16 protein-coding genes and 4 pseudogenes are annotated in these 14,517 nt (G+C 71.8%); 8 read left to right on the plus strand and 12 right to left on the minus strand.

Features of this window, described 5'->3' with window-relative positions:
• Positions 1–82: 82 nt before the first annotated feature.
• The 3 genes from QNO09_RS33610 to QNO09_RS33620 form a co-directional block, all read right to left on the minus strand.
• Positions 83–424 (minus strand): hypothetical protein, encoded by a 342-nt coding sequence (locus QNO09_RS33610; protein ID WP_283974013.1) that lies wholly within the window; start codon positions 422–424, stop codon positions 83–85.
• A 331-nt stretch (positions 425–755) separates the two neighbouring features.
• Positions 756–1,637, minus strand: coding sequence for a diacylglycerol/lipid kinase family protein (locus QNO09_RS33615; RefSeq protein ID WP_283974014.1), 882 nt, complete (start codon positions 1,635–1,637; stop codon positions 756–758).
• A gap of 89 nt (positions 1,638–1,726) precedes the next feature.
• The gene (locus QNO09_RS33620; RefSeq protein WP_283974015.1) at positions 1,727–3,325 is read right to left on the minus strand and encodes an FAD-binding oxidoreductase; all 1,599 of its coding nucleotides are present in this window, start codon (positions 3,323–3,325) and stop codon (positions 1,727–1,729) included.
• 66 nt (positions 3,326–3,391) lie between these two features.
• Here QNO09_RS33620 and QNO09_RS33625 point away from each other — a divergent pair, with 66 nt between their 5' ends.
• From QNO09_RS33625 to QNO09_RS33635, 3 genes are all read left to right on the plus strand, one after another.
• Positions 3,392–4,009, plus strand: coding sequence for a TetR/AcrR family transcriptional regulator (locus QNO09_RS33625; RefSeq protein ID WP_283974016.1), 618 nt, complete (start codon positions 3,392–3,394; stop codon positions 4,007–4,009).
• Positions 4,006–5,589 (plus strand): glycerol-3-phosphate dehydrogenase/oxidase, encoded by a 1,584-nt coding sequence (locus tag QNO09_RS33630; protein WP_283974017.1) that lies wholly within the window; start codon positions 4,006–4,008, stop codon positions 5,587–5,589. The genes QNO09_RS33625 and QNO09_RS33630 overlap by 4 nt, the downstream gene beginning before the upstream one ends.
• A gap of 495 nt (positions 5,590–6,084) precedes the next feature.
• Positions 6,085–6,429, plus strand: coding sequence for an ANTAR domain-containing protein (locus tag QNO09_RS33635; RefSeq protein ID WP_283974018.1), 345 nt, complete (start codon positions 6,085–6,087; stop codon positions 6,427–6,429).
• A gap of 86 nt (positions 6,430–6,515) precedes the next feature.
• Here QNO09_RS33635 and QNO09_RS33640 read toward each other — a convergent pair.
• Positions 6,516–6,701, minus strand: a pseudogene (locus tag QNO09_RS33640) (low molecular weight phosphatase family protein); the annotation flags it as partial.
• On the opposite strand from QNO09_RS33640, the gene QNO09_RS33645 reads away from it, so the two are divergent.
• From QNO09_RS33645 to QNO09_RS33655, 3 genes and pseudogenes are all read left to right on the plus strand, one after another.
• On the plus strand, positions 6,682–6,810 hold the full coding sequence (locus tag QNO09_RS33645; protein ID WP_283974086.1) for a hypothetical protein: 129 nt from the start codon (positions 6,682–6,684) through the stop codon (positions 6,808–6,810). The pseudogene QNO09_RS33640 and the gene QNO09_RS33645 sit on opposite strands and share 20 nt — an antisense overlap.
• Positions 6,759–7,433, plus strand: a pseudogene (locus tag QNO09_RS33650) (arsenic resistance protein); the annotation flags it as partial. The gene QNO09_RS33645 and the pseudogene QNO09_RS33650, both read left to right, overlap by 52 nt.
• A gap of 88 nt (positions 7,434–7,521) precedes the next feature.
• A pseudogene (locus QNO09_RS33655) lies at positions 7,522–7,812 on the plus strand (pyridine nucleotide-disulfide oxidoreductase); the annotation flags it as partial.
• Between the two features lie 146 nt (positions 7,813–7,958).
• On the opposite strand, the gene QNO09_RS33660 reads toward QNO09_RS33655, so the two are convergent.
• On the minus strand, positions 7,959–8,330 hold the full coding sequence (locus QNO09_RS33660; RefSeq protein ID WP_283974019.1) for an ArsR/SmtB family transcription factor: 372 nt from the start codon (positions 8,328–8,330) through the stop codon (positions 7,959–7,961).
• A 231-nt stretch (positions 8,331–8,561) separates the two neighbouring features.
• On the opposite strand from QNO09_RS33660, the gene QNO09_RS33665 reads away from it, so the two are divergent.
• Entirely contained in the window at positions 8,562–9,959 is a 1,398-nt protein-coding gene (locus QNO09_RS33665; protein WP_283974020.1) for an NAD(P)-binding domain-containing protein, read from the plus strand.
• A 189-nt stretch (positions 9,960–10,148) separates the two neighbouring features.
• Here the strand turns inward: QNO09_RS33665 and QNO09_RS33670 are convergent, their stop codons facing one another.
• Both QNO09_RS33670 and QNO09_RS33675 read right to left on the minus strand, forming a co-directional pair.
• Positions 10,149–10,427: a hypothetical protein gene (locus QNO09_RS33670; RefSeq protein WP_283974021.1), complete on the minus strand. Its 279-nt coding sequence runs from the start codon at positions 10,425–10,427 to the stop codon at positions 10,149–10,151.
• A gap of 64 nt (positions 10,428–10,491) precedes the next feature.
• Positions 10,492–10,641: pseudogene (locus QNO09_RS33675) on the minus strand (hypothetical protein); the annotation flags it as partial.
• Between the two features lie 206 nt (positions 10,642–10,847).
• On the opposite strand from QNO09_RS33675, the gene QNO09_RS33680 reads away from it, so the two are divergent.
• Positions 10,848–11,309 (plus strand): ATP-binding protein, encoded by a 462-nt coding sequence (locus QNO09_RS33680; protein ID WP_283974022.1) that lies wholly within the window; start codon positions 10,848–10,850, stop codon positions 11,307–11,309.
• Between the two features lie 88 nt (positions 11,310–11,397).
• Here the strand turns inward: QNO09_RS33680 and QNO09_RS33685 are convergent, their stop codons facing one another.
• The 5 genes from QNO09_RS33685 to QNO09_RS33705 all read right to left on the minus strand — a co-directional run bounded on the left by QNO09_RS33685 (position 11,398) and on the right by QNO09_RS33705 (position 14,494).
• On the minus strand, positions 11,398–11,553 hold the full coding sequence (locus QNO09_RS33685) for a hypothetical protein (protein ID WP_283974023.1): 156 nt from the start codon (positions 11,551–11,553) through the stop codon (positions 11,398–11,400).
• Between the two features lie 190 nt (positions 11,554–11,743).
• Positions 11,744–12,052 carry an SCO5918 family protein gene (locus QNO09_RS33690; RefSeq protein WP_283974024.1) on the minus strand — a complete coding sequence of 103 codons (309 nt, stop codon included), beginning with the start codon at positions 12,050–12,052 and terminating at the stop codon, positions 11,744–11,746.
• A gap of 80 nt (positions 12,053–12,132) precedes the next feature.
• On the minus strand, positions 12,133–12,483 hold the full coding sequence (locus QNO09_RS33695) for a CBS domain-containing protein (RefSeq protein ID WP_283974082.1): 351 nt from the start codon (positions 12,481–12,483) through the stop codon (positions 12,133–12,135).
• Between the two features lie 96 nt (positions 12,484–12,579).
• The gene (locus QNO09_RS33700; protein ID WP_283974025.1) at positions 12,580–14,067 is read right to left on the minus strand and encodes a DEAD/DEAH box helicase; all 1,488 of its coding nucleotides are present in this window, start codon (positions 14,065–14,067) and stop codon (positions 12,580–12,582) included.
• A 223-nt stretch (positions 14,068–14,290) separates the two neighbouring features.
• Positions 14,291–14,494, minus strand: coding sequence for a cold-shock protein (locus QNO09_RS33705; protein WP_283974026.1), 204 nt, complete (start codon positions 14,492–14,494; stop codon positions 14,291–14,293).
• Between the last annotated feature and the right edge of the window lie 23 nt (positions 14,495–14,517).

Genomic DNA, 14,517 nt, shown 5'->3' on the forward strand with positions numbered 1-14,517 from the left:
TCGAGCATCCGGGTCACGGAGGACTGACCCGCAGCGTCAAGTGCGCTCGGGCCTCCTCGCCGGTGGGCAGGCCCGTAGCGGCTCAGCGAAGCAGCGCTCCGCGTACGGAGATTCCGCGCCGCGTGCGCAGCCACCGCAGCTCCCACATCGCTACGCCGGTGACGGACAGGGGAGCGCCCAGGACGAACGCCACCCGCACCCCGAACGGCACGGTGCCGTAGGTCACCGCCAGCACGATGAGGGTGGTGCGGATCTGGGCGAAGCGGTCGTCCACCACGGCGTCGGCGTCCGAGGCCGATCCGTAGGACAGCAGCATCCAGGAGATGGCGACCAGGCCGAGGATCGTCCGCAGGACCTGCACCCTCTTGACGGCCGGATCGTGGACACGATCCGGCCGGGACGGCGTGAACACCGCGCGTCCCACCGCTATCGGATTGAAGAGACGTCCGAAGCTCAGTCGGCGCGCCCGATCCGGCGGCCGCGGGCCCGGCGGGGACGCGGGCGGCCAAGCCGGTTCGGGCGGCCGTCCCGCTCCGTACGGGTCCCCTGGCGCCCCGCTACCGCCCCCGCTCACCTCCGAGTCCCTTCCGTCGCCGTCCTCAGAGGTCCCGAGGAGAATACGCAGATATCAGGGTGCCGAAACGCTGGTCTGCAGAAGGCCGAGGGCCGCCGCCAGGCAACCGCTGGGGCAAGGACACGACGAGACGAGGGGCGAGCGCCGCGATCGGACTCGACGCGCCATGCGCGGCCCCGCCTCAGCACAGCACGCGCAGTGCGCCGGGCAGCACTGTGGCCGTGACGGGGAGGACGGCCTCGATCTCGCCGTCCGCGCCGTAGGGGAGCTCCCTGTCGGCCTCGATGCGTATCTCGCGGCCGCGTACGACCCGCACTTGGGGGCGGTGGACGTGGGCGCCGGTGTCGAGTTCCTTCATCAGCGCGAAGAACAGCCGGCGCGGCGCGTCACGGATCATGACGACGTCCAGCAAGCCGTCGTCCAGTCGGGCCTCGGGAGCGATACGGCGCGCGGAGCCGTAGTAGCTGGAGTTCGCCGCCACGACGGTGTAGCCGGTGCAGGCGTGTTCCGTGCCGTCGACGGTGATCCGGTAGCGGGCGGGGCGCCAGGTGCTGATCGCGCGCAGGGCACCGGCGTAGTAGGAGGCCGAACCGCGCAGCATCCGGGATCGGTTGGCGTGCAGGTTGGCCAGCGCGTCCACGCCCGCGTAGACGCTGCCGAGCACGACGGTACTGGCATGGACGGACGAGGTGACCTGGATGGTGTCCACGGCACGCGGTGTGCCGTGGAGCAGCACCCGGGCCACACCGTCGGGATCGCCGGGCAGGCCCAGGGCCCGGGCGAAGTCGTTGCCGCGCCCGGCCGGGACCATGCCGAACAGTGCTCCGGTGCCGCTGAGGGCTCCGCCGATGCTTCCGGTGATCCCGTCGCCGCCGACGGCGAGCACCACCCGGCCGCGTTCCCCGGCAGTGCGGGCGAGTTCGCGGGCGTGGGCGAGGCTGCGGCTGTACTCGGTCTCCAGCCCGGCGCCCGCCTCCCGCAGCAGTCGGGCCACCTTCAGCAGCGCCGCAGCGCTGGTGGCTCCGCCCGCGGTGGGGTTGACGACGGCGGTGAACTGTCGCATCGATGTGCCTCCGGGCTGACGGTGGTGCCGGTCTGTCGTCTCATGAGGTGGCGCGCGCCCAAGCGGGGGGCGCGGCAGGGGGGCTGCGGTCAGTCGGTCGGCAGCAGGACGCCGGGGTTCAGCAGGCCGTCCGGGTCCAGGCGTCGTTTGACGGCCGTCAGCGCCGCGACACCGAGGTCGGTGGCCTCTCGCACGTACCAGTCGCGGTGATCGGTGCCGACGGCGTGGTGGTGGGTGATCGTGCCGCCTGCCGCGAGGATCGCCTCGTTCGCAGCGTGCTTGGCGCGCGTCCAGTGCGCCACCGGGTCCTCGCCCTGCGCCGAGACGACGGTGAAGTACAGCGAGGCACCGTTCTCGTAGACGTGCGAGATGTGGCACATGACCAGGGGCGGGGTGCCGTTCTCGGTGAGCGTGGCGGTCAGTGCGTCGCGGACGGCCGCGTACAGGCCGGGCAGCCGCGACCAGTAGGCGGCGGTCTCCAGAGTCTCGGCGAACGCGCCCGCCTCGAGGAGCGAGTCCCGCAGGTACGGTGCCGCATAGCGGCCGTGCGCCCAGCGCCGGCCCGGTTCGCCGCCCGCGAACTCGCCCTCGCAGTCGGTGAGTACGGCAGCGGCGGCTGCCCGGCGCCGAGCGGCGTCCTCCTCGGTTCCCTCGAAGCCGACCACGGCGAGGCATCCCGCGCTCCGCTGCTCGACGCCGGAGCCGATGACGTCGGGCTGGGCCAGGCCGATCAGCGTCTCGGTCTCGTCGGACAGCCTGAGGACGGTGGGACGCGGGCCGTCCTGGGCGAGCCGACGCAGAGCGGCGGCGCCCGCGTCGAAGGAGGCGAAGCGCCACCCTTCGTAGCGGCGGGTTCGCGGGACGGGCCGGACGCGGACGGTGACGGAGGTGATGACGCCGAAGGCGCCCTCCGAGCCGAGCAGCAGCTGTCGCAGGTCGGGGCCGGCGGCCGAGCGGGGGGCACGGCCCGTGTCGAGGGTGCCTTCGGGTGTGGCGAGGGTGAGCCCGAGGACCATTTCGTCGAAGCGGCCGTAACCGGCCGAGGCCTGGCCGCTGGAGCGGGTCGCGGCGAAGCCGCCGATGGTGGCCCACTCGTAGGACTGGGGGAAGTGGCCGAGGGTGAAACCGTGTTCGGTCAGGAGCGCCTCGGCCTCGGGTGCGCGCAGACCGGCCTGCAGGGTGGCGGTCCGGGAGACGGAGTCGAGGTCGAGCAGGCGGTTCAGGTGCCGCAGGTCCAGGGCGACCAGGGGCCTCCGACCGGTGGGTGCGAGTCCTCCGACTACGGACGTTCCGCCGCCGAACGGGACGAGGGCGAGGCCGTGTTCGGCACAGACGCGGAGCACGGCGAGCACCTCGTCGTGGCTCTGCGGAAGGACGACCGCCGCGGGCGCGTCGCCGGTGTCGCCGGCGCGGATGCGCAGCAGGTCCGGGGTGGACTTGCCGCGGGTGTGCCGGACGCGGCTCTCGGTGTCGGTGCGCACGCCTTCCACCCGATCGCCGAGTACGGCTCGCAGCGCGTGGAGGGCGGCGCCCTCCAGGGCGGGCGCGGAGATCTTGATGTCCTCCAGCCGCGCCGATGCCGTGGGCCGCGGCTTGACGCCGAGCCAGTCGCGCAGCAGCCCTGTCACGGTGTCGGGCAACGGCGTCGCCCTGGCCGGGTCACCCCAGCCGTTCCACAGCATGTCCATGCCTGTCGTCCTCGCCGGTCGTCGGGGGTTGCCGCTGGAGCGGCTCTAGCCGTTACACTGTTACACATGACGCCTAATCGTCACAACAGCTCGGCCCAGCAGAAGTCCTCCGACAGCGACGTGGTGCTCGACGCCGTCCGCGACTGCGTCCTCGCGGTCGGGGTGCGCCGGACGACCATGACCGACGTGGCCCGCCGCGCGGGTGTCTCCCGTATGACGCTCTACCGGCGCTGGCCCGACGTCCGCTCTCTCGTCGGTGATCTGATGACCCGTGAGTGGATCGCCGCCGCGACCGGAGCCATGCCCGAGGGCCGGCCCGAGGTGGGCACGCGTCCGCCGCTCATCGACGGCCTGGTCGCGGGAGTGAACGCGTTCCGCGCCCACCCGCTCTTCCAGAAGATCGTCGACGTGGACCCCGAACTCCTCCTGCCCTACGTACTGGACCGGCGCGGCGCCAGCCAGGAAGCCCTGCTGGAACTGCTCGCGGCGGCCCTGCGCGAGGGTCACGCGGACGGCTCGGTGAGGGAATCCCACGCCGAACGCCAGGCCCGGACCGTGCTGCTGATCCTCCAGTCCTTCGCCCTGTCCCTGCGCACCATGACCGACGAGGACGACGAAGAGCTCACCACCGAGGCGTTCCTCGCCGAACTGCGCACCGTCCTGGAGAGGACCCTCACCCCATGAGCCAGACCGCCGTCCCGGCCGCCGGGGCCTCCCTGTCCGCAACCCGGCGCGCCCGCGAACTGTCCGAGGCGACCGACGGCCGTGTGGTGGACGTGCTGGTCGTCGGCCTCGGCGCCACAGGTGCCGGAGCGGCCCTGGACGCCGCCGCCCGCGGACTCGACGTCGTCGCCGTGGACGCCCACGACCTGGCCTTCGGCACCTCCCGCTGGAGTTCCAAGCTCATTCATGGAGGGCTGCGTTATCTGGCCTCGGCGCAATGGGACGTCGCCCATGAGAGCGCCGTCGAACGCGGCGTGCTGATGGAGCGTACGGCCCCCCACCTGGTGTCCGCCCAGCCGTTCGTCCTGCCCCTGACCGGTCTCGTCTCGCGCCGCCAGGCCGCGCTGGCCTGGGCCGGCTTCCGGGCCGGCGACGCCCTGCGGCTGTCGGCCCGCACGGCTCGCGCCACCCTGCCCGCCCCGCGTCGGCTCTCCCCGGTCGAGACCCGGCACCTGGCCCCGGCACTGCGCCCCGACGGGCTGCGCGGCGGCCTGCTGTCGTGGGACGGAAAGCTCACCGACGACGCCCGCCTGGTGACCGCCCTCGCCCGCACCGCCGCCGCGCACGGCGCCCGCGTACTGACCCGCGCCCGGGCGCTGGAACTGACCACGAGCGGCGCCCGCGTACGCGACGAACTCACCGGCGACGAAGGCGAGATCCGCGCCCGCACGGTGATCAACGCATCAGGTGTGTGGGCCGGCGACCTCGTGGACGGCATCCGGATCCGGCCCTCGCGCGGCACCCACCTCGTCCTGCGCTCGGAGCACATCGGCCGGCTCCCCGCCGGCCTGCACATCCCCGTCCCCGGCGAGACCAACCGCTTCGTCCTCGTCCTGCCGCAGGGCGACGGCCGCGTCTACGTCGGGCTCACCGACGAACCCCTCGACGGGCCCGTGCCCGACGTCCCCGAGGCACCCGAGAGCGACATCGGTTTCCTGCTCGACGTTCTCGGCTCCGTACTCGACGTCCCCGTCCGCCGCAGCGACGTCGTCGGCGCGTTCGCCGGCCTGCGCCCCCTGCTGGACACCGGCCACACGGCATCGCCCGACGGCGCCGCCCGCACGGCCGACATCTCCCGCCGGCACGCGGTGCTGACCTCACCCGACGGCGTGGTCAGCGTGGTCGGCGGCAAACTCACCACGTACCGCAGGATGGCCGAGGACGCCGTGAACGCCGCGCTCGACGCACACGGCCTGGCCGCCGGCCCCTCACCCACCGCCACCCTCCCCCTGGTCGGCGCCGCGGCCCCCCGTACCCTCGCATCGCTGCGCGCCCCACGCCGCCTCGTCCAGCGCTACGGCACCGAGGCACCGGCGGTGCACGACCTGGCCGTACGGGAAGCGCGACTGGGCGAGCCCGTCGTCCCGGGCCATCCCGTCACCGGCGCCGAAGTGCTGTGGGCACTGCGGCACGAGGGCGCCCTGGACGAGGCCGACCTGCTCGACCGGCGCACGCGCATCGGACTGGTACCGGCGGACCGGGCCCAGGCGATGGAGGCCGTACGCGGGCTGCTCGGAGAGGCTCTCGGCACGGGAAGCTGAAGCCGCCGCGTCCCGTACTCGCCGGGTGGGCCGACCAGGGGAAGGCTTCAGTCGGGCCAGTGGGCGCCGGCGAGGCTGCGGCGCCTCGCATCGGCCGTGACCGACCGGGCAACGATCAGGCACGGGAACAAGAGCCGGGTGATGCGGACACGCGGCGCGACGGTCCAAGAGCGCATGGCAGTGAGGAGGGCCCGCCGTGTCGGCGGCTCTGCAGAAGGCCCGCGATACACGGGGCCGGTGGCAGCCCCCTCGGCTCGTGGTTCGAACCGAGGGAGCCTGGCGCTGATGGGCTCCCGGGAACCTACCTCCGCTTACCGACGAGGCTACTCCCCCACTCACCGCAGAAGGCAGCCCGCCGTGGCGCTCGGCGGCTGCGCTCCACAAGGACAGCACGATGAGCAGGTCTGGGGGTAAGCGATAGAGGCGGCGCCACCTTCACCATCCCCTGGCGCCGCAGCCGCAGCACCATGCCGAGCCGATGGGAGCGTGAGAACGATGGATCGCCCGCACAACAGCCACACCGAGACGGCTGAAGTGCGCCGGCCTGCGAAACCGGACGATTCCGCGACCAAGATCGAGATCTTGGAACGGGACAACGACCACCTGCAGGCGGCCATCACCTCACACGCCGTGATCGATCAGGCGATCGGCGTCGTCATCGCTCTCGGCGGTCTGCGGCCTCAGCAGGGCTTCGACGTCCTCAAGGAGATCTCCCAGCACACCAACATCAAACTCCGCACGATCGCCGACCACGTCGTCGACTGGGTCAGCAGCGAACGCATGCCCGACGATGTTCAACAAGCCCTCAACACCGCCCTGCGAAGAGCACGGTGTTCCTAGCCGTCTCCGGGCGGGGCGTCGAGTCCCTGGTTCATGGAGCCACGGACGCGGTCGGGGCCGATGATGACGGTGTCACGCGTTCTCGCTCATGCCGTCCGCTCCGGGGCGATCTCGGCGATCAGGCCCTCGCCGAGGGTCCTGATCTCGTCGCGGAGGGGGCGGACGGCCTCGACGCCCTGGCCGGCCGGGTCCTCCAGCTTCCAGTCCAGTTAGCGCTTGCCGGGGAAGACCGGGCAGGTGTCACCGCAGCCCATGGTGATGCAGACGTCCGACCGCTACCTCGCGGTGTGGATCCTCATCGCCATGGCCGTCGGCCTCGGGCTCGGGCGAACGACCTGGCGTGCGGCGACCGCGAGGCCGCCGCCGTGCTCGTCGCGGTGAACTCGGTGTTCCAGGTCCTCGCGTTCGGCCTGCTGGGCTGGTTCTACCTCGACCTGCTGCCCCGTTGGATGAACCTCGGCGACGGCCAGGGCCTGGACGTGTCCGTCTGGCACATCGCGCTGAACGTCATCATCTTCCTCGGCATCCCGCTGCTCGCCGGCTTCCTCACCCGCCACATCGGCGAACGGAGGGTGGGCCGCACCGCCTACGAGGCGAAGTTCCTGCCCCGAATCGGCCCGTGGGCGCTGTACGGGCTGTTGTTCACGATCGTCGTCCTCTTCGCTCTGCAGGGCCGGACGATCACCTCCCGACCGCTGGACGTCGCCCGGATCGCGCTGCCGCTGCTGGTCTACTTCGCGATCATGTTCTTCGGCAGTTTCCTCCTCGGCAAGGGGCTGGGACTCGCCTACGACCGCACGGCGACGCTGGCGTTCACCGCGGCGGGCAACAACTTCGAGCTGGCCATCGCGGTCGCCATCGCCACCTTCGGCGTCACCTCCGGCCAGGCCCTGTCCGGAGTCGTCGGCCCGCTCATCGAAGTGCCGGTCCTCATCGGGCTGGTCCACGTGGCGCTCGCCTGGCGCTGGAACTTCGCCGCCGCCTCCGTTACCACGGTTCCGTGACCCGGCGCTCGGACGTGAGGGTGGTGCCGCTCGCCGCCGCGCACTGGAGGAAGGAGCCAGCGATACCGGAGGCATCGCCTCGGCGACATCTGCCGACGGTGCCCAGTGGGCCGACGGCAGCCGCACCGGCGCGGACGCGGCGATCCGGCGCACCGGCCTCCGACCCGCTCTGGCCCACCTCGCCCCGCTGAACCTGCGGGACGGGCACGGGCCCGTTCCCACCGACGGCCCCCGCGCTCTGGGCGAGCTTCGGCTGCACCTGCTCGGTCACGAGGACTGGACGGGGCCGGCGTCGGCCACTCTGATCGGTGTGGGACGCCCGGCCCGAGACGCCGTCGGCGAGATCGCGCAACGTCGGCGCGGCCGGCCGCTGCTGTGAAGGGACCGTCAGGGCCGCGGGGCACCGGTGTACCGAGGGCCGGTCGGGCCGACGCCCTTGCCGCGCCGGATGCGGGAGGTGTCGAGCGACGGCACCGGCCGTGAGGCCGCGAGTGGCCACGGTGCCGACGAGGCCCGCGGCGGGCGTCAGGCCGCGGCCGGCATGGCCAGCAGCTTTCCCATGGCCGCCAGCACCGACGGCTCGACCCGGTAGTACACCCAGGTGCCACGCCGCTCGGACGTCAGCAGCCCGGCCTCCTTCAGCTTCTTCAAGTGGTGGGAGACCGTGGGCTGGGAGACGCCGACGTCGGAGATGTCACACACGCACGCCTCCCCGCCCTCGTGCGAGGCCACGGCGGAGAACAGTCGCAGGCGCACCGGATCGCCGAGCGCCTTGAACATCCGCGCGGCCGTCTCGGCCTCCTCGGCACTCATCGGGCGCTCGGTCAGCGGCGGGCAGCACGGGGCGACACCCTGACCGCCGGTTTCGAGCAGCGGCAACGTCTTCGCATTCGGCATGCGTCTATGTTGACACACATCGAACCAAGGTGGCCGATCGTAATTTTCCCGGTGCGAGCCACGGTGCGGCAAACCGTCGCCCGCGGCGCGCCCGGGCCGCCCGCCGCCGACCAGGAAGCACACACACCCGGCCATCAGTTAGATGAATGTCTATGTTGACGTTCATCGATACAGATGCCATGCTGGGCCGCACAAGCCATCGACGGATGTCGAAACACGCAAGGAGTCGCCGTGAACGCGCCTGCCGAACTGCCCGTCGTGGTGATCGGGGCCGGGCCCGTGGGTCTGGCCGCCGCCGCCCATCTGCTCGACCAGGGCATCGAACCCCTGGTCCTGGAAGCCGGCCGCACCGCCGGGACCGCCGTGGACGGGTGGGCGCACGTGCGCCTGTTCTCCACCTGGGGCGAGGTCGTCGACCCGGCGGCCGAGAAGCTCCTCTCCCCCACCGGCTGGACACACCCCGACCCGGCCACCTACCCCTCCGGCGGCGACTGGGCCGACCTCTACCTGCGCCCGCTGGCCGACGTCCTCGGCACCCGCGTCCGTCTCGGTGCGACGGTCACCGGCGTCTCGCGCAGCGGCCGGGACCGCATCGTGGACGCCGACCGGGAGCAGCAGCCGTTCCTCGTGCAGATCGCCTATGCCGACGGCCATGAGGAGCGCGTTCTCGCCCGCGCCGTCGTCGACGCCTCCGGCACCTGGGCCACGCCCGGCCCGGCCGGTGGCAGCGGGCTGCCCGCCCTCGGCGAGAAGGCCGCGGCCGACCGGATCGCCTATCGCGTACCGGACCTCGACGACCCGGCCGTCCGGGCCCGGTACGCGGGCAAGCGCACCGCCGTCATCGGCTCCGGCGCCTCCGCCTTCACCGCCCTGGCCTACCTCGCCGACCTCGCCACGTCGGACGACGGCGCCGGGACGAAGGGAGTGTGGATCCTGCGGCGGGGCATCTCGGGGTCCACCTTCGGGGGCGGAGAAGCCGACCAGCTCCCCGCGCGCGGCGCCCTCGGTATGGCGGCGAAGGCCGCCGTCGACCAGGGACACGCGGATGCGGTCACCGGCTTCCGCGCGGAGATGATCGAGCGCGCCACCGACGGCCGCCTGGTCCTCGTCGGTGAGGACGGCCGCCGCCTGGACGCGGTCGACGAGATGATCGTGCTGACCGGCTTCCGCCCCGACCTGTCTTTCCTGGACGAGCTGCGCCTGGCCCTCGACGAGCGCCTCCAGGCGCCCGTCGCCCTGGCCCCGCTGATCGACCCCAACCAGCACTCCTGCGGCACCGTCTACCCCCATGGCCACCGCGAGCTGTCCCACCCGGAGCCCGGCGTCTATCTCGTCGGGATGAAGTCCTACGGCCGCGCACCCACCTTTCTCGCCATGACCGGCTACGAGCAGGTCCGTTCCGTCGCCGCCGCGATCGCCGGCGACATCGACGCGGCCGACCGCGTGGAACTCACCCTCCCGGAGACCGGGGTATGCGGCGGCGCCGGACTCTTCGACGCCCCCGACACCGCACAGGCCGACGGCGGCGGCTGCTGCGCCCCGGCACCGCAGTCCCTCCGGCTCGTCGCCCCCGGCACGGTCGGGGTGCCTGCCGAGGACACCCCGCCAGGCGGCTGCTGCGGCTCCTGACCGACCCGGGCAACCCACTCGCGGGGTCGCGACCGGAGCAGGGGACCGGTCGCGACCCCGCGCCCCTGCGGTGAGCTGCGGGCGTGGGGGCAGTGGCACCCCGCATGAGCGGCCATGACCGAAGCAGGCGTGAGCCCGGACCCATCCGGGCCGAACGACGCCCCCCTTGTTGTCCCTTGTTCTCAGCCGTCACCCGGAGGGTTCGATGCGGAGGACGGCGACCTTGCCGAGGACGTCGGCGACCTTCAGGCTCATGGCGTCATTGATGGTCGCCGCGGGCCCCTCGCCGCAGCTGAGCCGGACACCGCCTCCCCCCTCCGACGACGTGCCGCCCCCACCGGAACAGCCGGAAACGCTGAATCCCGACCCCGTGAGCCTCGCGACCATCTCGACCTCGCCGCCGCCGATCGCCGTCACCTCGATCGGCCCGAGCCCGTACGTCTCCGGCACGGTCACGACGTCCCCCACGGCCCGAGCCGAAGACGGCGACGAGCAGCGCTCGGCGCTTCTCCGTTTCGCTCGGTGGGGTGTGGTTGTACTCGAAGATCTGCTCGGTGCGCCGCCGAGAGGCCTGGAAGGCCGCTTCCGACTCGGTGTAGACGAGCCCTTCGGCGATCCTGGCCAGGACTTCCTCGTGCGCGTGCGTCACAGCGGAACGCTCCTTCGTCACCCCGTCGGGCACAGGCCCGGCGCGCCCCGGTCGACCGCGCGCATCGCGAGCCTACGTGCACCACGACGACGCCATGAGCCCTTCCGGACCACGGCTGACGGACTTCACATGTTCCACCGCGGCTACCGAACGTGTCAGTTGTGTGTGGCCGCGTTTCGGGGGTAGTCGAACGCCTTAGCCGGGTTGCTCAGGACGAGGGTGGCGGTATGGGGTCAGTGGTGCGCGAAAACGAGGACCAGCCGTTGGTCGGCCGTCCTCTCCGGTCCTCGATCGCCCTGGAGAGCGGGGAACGGATCGGTGAAGCACGCGATGCGACCCGCCGTTTCATGACCGAGGTGCAGGCCGTTCACGGGATCCCCGTTTCGGAACGTGCGATGGGCCTGGCGGAGCTGGTGGTCAGCGAACTGGTGACCAACGCGCACAAGTACGCTCCCGGCCCGTGCCTGCTCGATGTGGAGGTCTGCGACGGCACCGTGGACATCAGCGTCTGGGACAGCGATCCCGCCCTGCCGGTGCCCCAGGAGGCCGATCCGCACCGGGTCGGCAAACACGGCTTGGAGATCGTGATGGCCGTGTGCCGCAGTTTCGAGATCCACCGCGAACCGGTCGGCAAGCGTGTGAAAGCCGGCATCGTGCTGGCCGACGATCCCGGCGGGCATCCGGCGGGCCGGCTGATGTGAGCGAGCCGGTCGACCACGGCGGACCAGGGGCCACGGCCGCGAGCGGTGGTGCCCCACCCGTCCGACGGGTGAGGCGCCCCCGTCGTCTCTAGCCCTTCCGCAGCTCGGCCCACACGCGTGCGGCCATGACATCGGCCTCGTCCTGCGGCGTTCCCGCCTGCACCAGGATGATCCCGCGGGACTGGTCCGGGAACGTGACCTCCCGCATCGCCGTACCCAGCGGACGCATCGGCTGGTCCGGCATGGCGGCCTCCCTTCTATGGCTGCCGCCCACGCTATGGGGGCGACCGGCAGAAGACGGGGACCTCCCACCGAACGCATCACCACGCCGTGTCATGGACGACCCGCGCATGCGTCAGAGCCGGCGAAGGTGTGCTCCCGTTCGGCGGCATGACGGTTCACCTGATGGACGACGGGTGCCACCGACGTGGAGGTCACGCCGACTCGGAGCCGCCGAGCATCGCGGAAGCCCGCTGGAGCGGATCGACGAGCCTCGTGGGCGCGGCCTTGGGAAGGGTGCGGCAGGTGAAGCCCAGTTGCGTCATGGCCCGCAGCACTTCGCCCGTGCTGAAGTCGCGGGGGTCCTGACGAGTGATCACGCGGCCGACCTGCTTGGCGGGGTAGTGCCGCCGCCCGACGATGACGGAGTCGCCGACGACCGGCTCGGGCTTGACACCCTTCATCGTTTCCAGCACGCCGTTCTTGGTCAGGTCGAACGGAAAACGGGCGATGACGCAGCGCATGATGCCTCACAGGGAGAAGAGGGGAAGGGAGAGGGGCGAGAGCCGGCCGCGGATCAGGCGGGTCAGGCAGGTCAGGCGGGTCAGTGTGAGAGGGCGAGCACGCCCAGGGCGTTGCCGTGCTCGTCGACCACGGGCAGGGCCCCGAGCCGCCGGTGGCGCATCGTGCGCTCGGCGTCGGCGATGGTGGTGAGCGGCGTGGCGAAGGACTCGTCGTCACCGACGATGTCGCGCAGCCGGACCCGGTTGGTGAATCCGAGGCCGTCGCAGACGTCGGTCAGCCGGGCGTGGGTGACCATGCCCGTGCACTGGCCGTCCTCGTCACAGACGACGAGGTGACCCGAGCGGGCGGCTGCCATGACGGACAGCGCCACCTCCACGGTCATGTCGTCCCAGACCTGCGGACCGGCCGCCTCCATGGCGTCGGCCGCCATCCTGTGCGGCAGTTCGGCGTTGATCGCGTGGTGCTGCGTTCGGGTCGGCGTCAAGAGGTGCCTCCTGGGGGCGTCGGCTTCCTGATCTGGACGGTTCTACGCTGCCGCGACGCCGGTGGACCGCTGTGCGGACGCACGCCGTGCCGCGGAGGCGGGGCTGCGCCGACCGCGGGTGGTGGCGCGGCGCTTGGGGCGTTCGACGACCGGTGCGGCGATGACGACGGGGACGCCGGAGGGCGTCCTGGAGCCGGTGATGCGGTGCAGGGCCTCATCGCCGGAGCTGACCTGGGTGATCTGCGGGACGATGCCGGCCGTGGCCATGAGGCGGTCCATGGCGCGGCGCTGATGCGGAACGACGAGGGTGACGACACTGCCGGACTCGCCGGCGCGGGCCGTGCGGCCGCCGCGGTGGAGGTAGTCCTTGTGGTCGGTCGGGGGATCGACGTTGACGACGAGGTCGAGGTGGTCGACGTGGATGCCGCGTGCGGCGACGTTCGTGGCGACCAACACGCCGACGTGTCCGTTCTTGAACTGCGTCAGCGTGCGGGTGCGCTGGGGCTGGGACTTGCCGCCGTGCAGGGCGGCGGCCCGCACCCCGCTGGCCAGAAGGTGTTCGGTGAGGCGGTCGACGGCGTGCTTGGTGTCGAGGAACATGAGCACCCGGCCGTCGCGTGCGGCGATCTCGGTGGTGGCCGCGTGCTTGTCGGCGCCGTGGACCTGGAGCACGTGGTGCTCCATCGTCGTGACGGCGCCGGCGGACGGATCGACGGAGTGTACGACCGGGTCGCTCAGGTAACGGCGCACCAGCAGGTCGACGTTGCGGTCGAGCGTCGCGGAGAACAACATGCGCTGCCCTGCGGGGCGCACCTGGTCGAGCAGGGCGGTGACCTGCGGCATGAAGCCCATGTCGGCCATCTGGTCCGCCTCGTCGAGCACGGTGACGCACACCTGGTCCAGTCGGCAGTCACCGCGCTCGATGAGGTCCTTCAGACGTCCCGGGGTGGCGACGACGACCTCGGCACCGCCGCGCAGCGCGCTCGTCTGACGGCCGATCGACACGCCGCCCACGACCGTGGCCAGACGCAGCTTCAAGGCTCGGGCGTACGGCGTGAGCGCGTCGGTGACCTGCTGCGCGAGTTCACGTGTGGGCACGAGGATCAGCCCCAGCGGCTGCCGGGGCTCGGCACGCTGCCGAGCCGTGCGGGCCAGCAGGGCCAGCCCGAAGGCGAGGGTCTTGCCGGAACCGGTACGCCCCCGGCCGAGGACGTCGCGTCCGGCGAGGGAGTTGGGGAGGGTCGCACCCTGGATCGGGAACGGCACGGTCACGCCCTGCCGGCCGAGTTCGGCCAGCAGCTCCACGGGCATGTCGAGATCGGCGAAGCTCGCCGCGGCGGGCATCGCCGGGGTGATCGTCGTGGGGAGGGCGAACTCGCCCTGTACCGCTGCGGGACGGCGGCCGGGGGCACCGGAGCGGATCGGGCGGCGGCTCCAAGCCGCGGTGGCGGATCGCCCGCCACTTTTCCCGGGGGCGGCATTTTCGCCACGGTCGGGGGTGAAGCGGTCGTTCGTGTGTGTGCGGTTCATGCGGAACCTTCCTCGATGCGGCGCAGTCAAGGAATTTCCGCAGCGATGAGCACGGAGAAACACAAGAATGACCGAACTGCACAATCGAAACCGAGTGGACTCGGCTACGGCGTGTCTCCGATTCCGGGGTGTCCGGTAAGGGAGCACTGCGGCAAAAAGCACGCAGCTGGGGCCCGCACCCCGAAGGATGCGGGCCCCAGCTGCACGTACGCGACAGTCAGCGTCAGGCGGGAACGATGTTCTCGGCCTGCGGACCCTTCTGGCCCTGCGTGATGTCGAAGTTCACCTTCTGGCCCTCCAGCAGCTCGCGGAAGCCCTGGGCGGCGATGTTCGAGTAGTGGGCGAACACGTCAGCGCCGCCACCCTCCTGCTCGATGAAGCCGAAACCCTTTTCCGCGTTGAACCACTTCACGGTACCAGTAGCCATGTCAATCTCCTTTGGGGCAGTGC

The sequence above is a fragment of the Streptomyces sp. 378 genome, assembly GCF_030124145.1.
Taxonomy (GTDB): Bacteria; Actinomycetota; Actinomycetes; order Streptomycetales; family Streptomycetaceae; genus Streptomyces.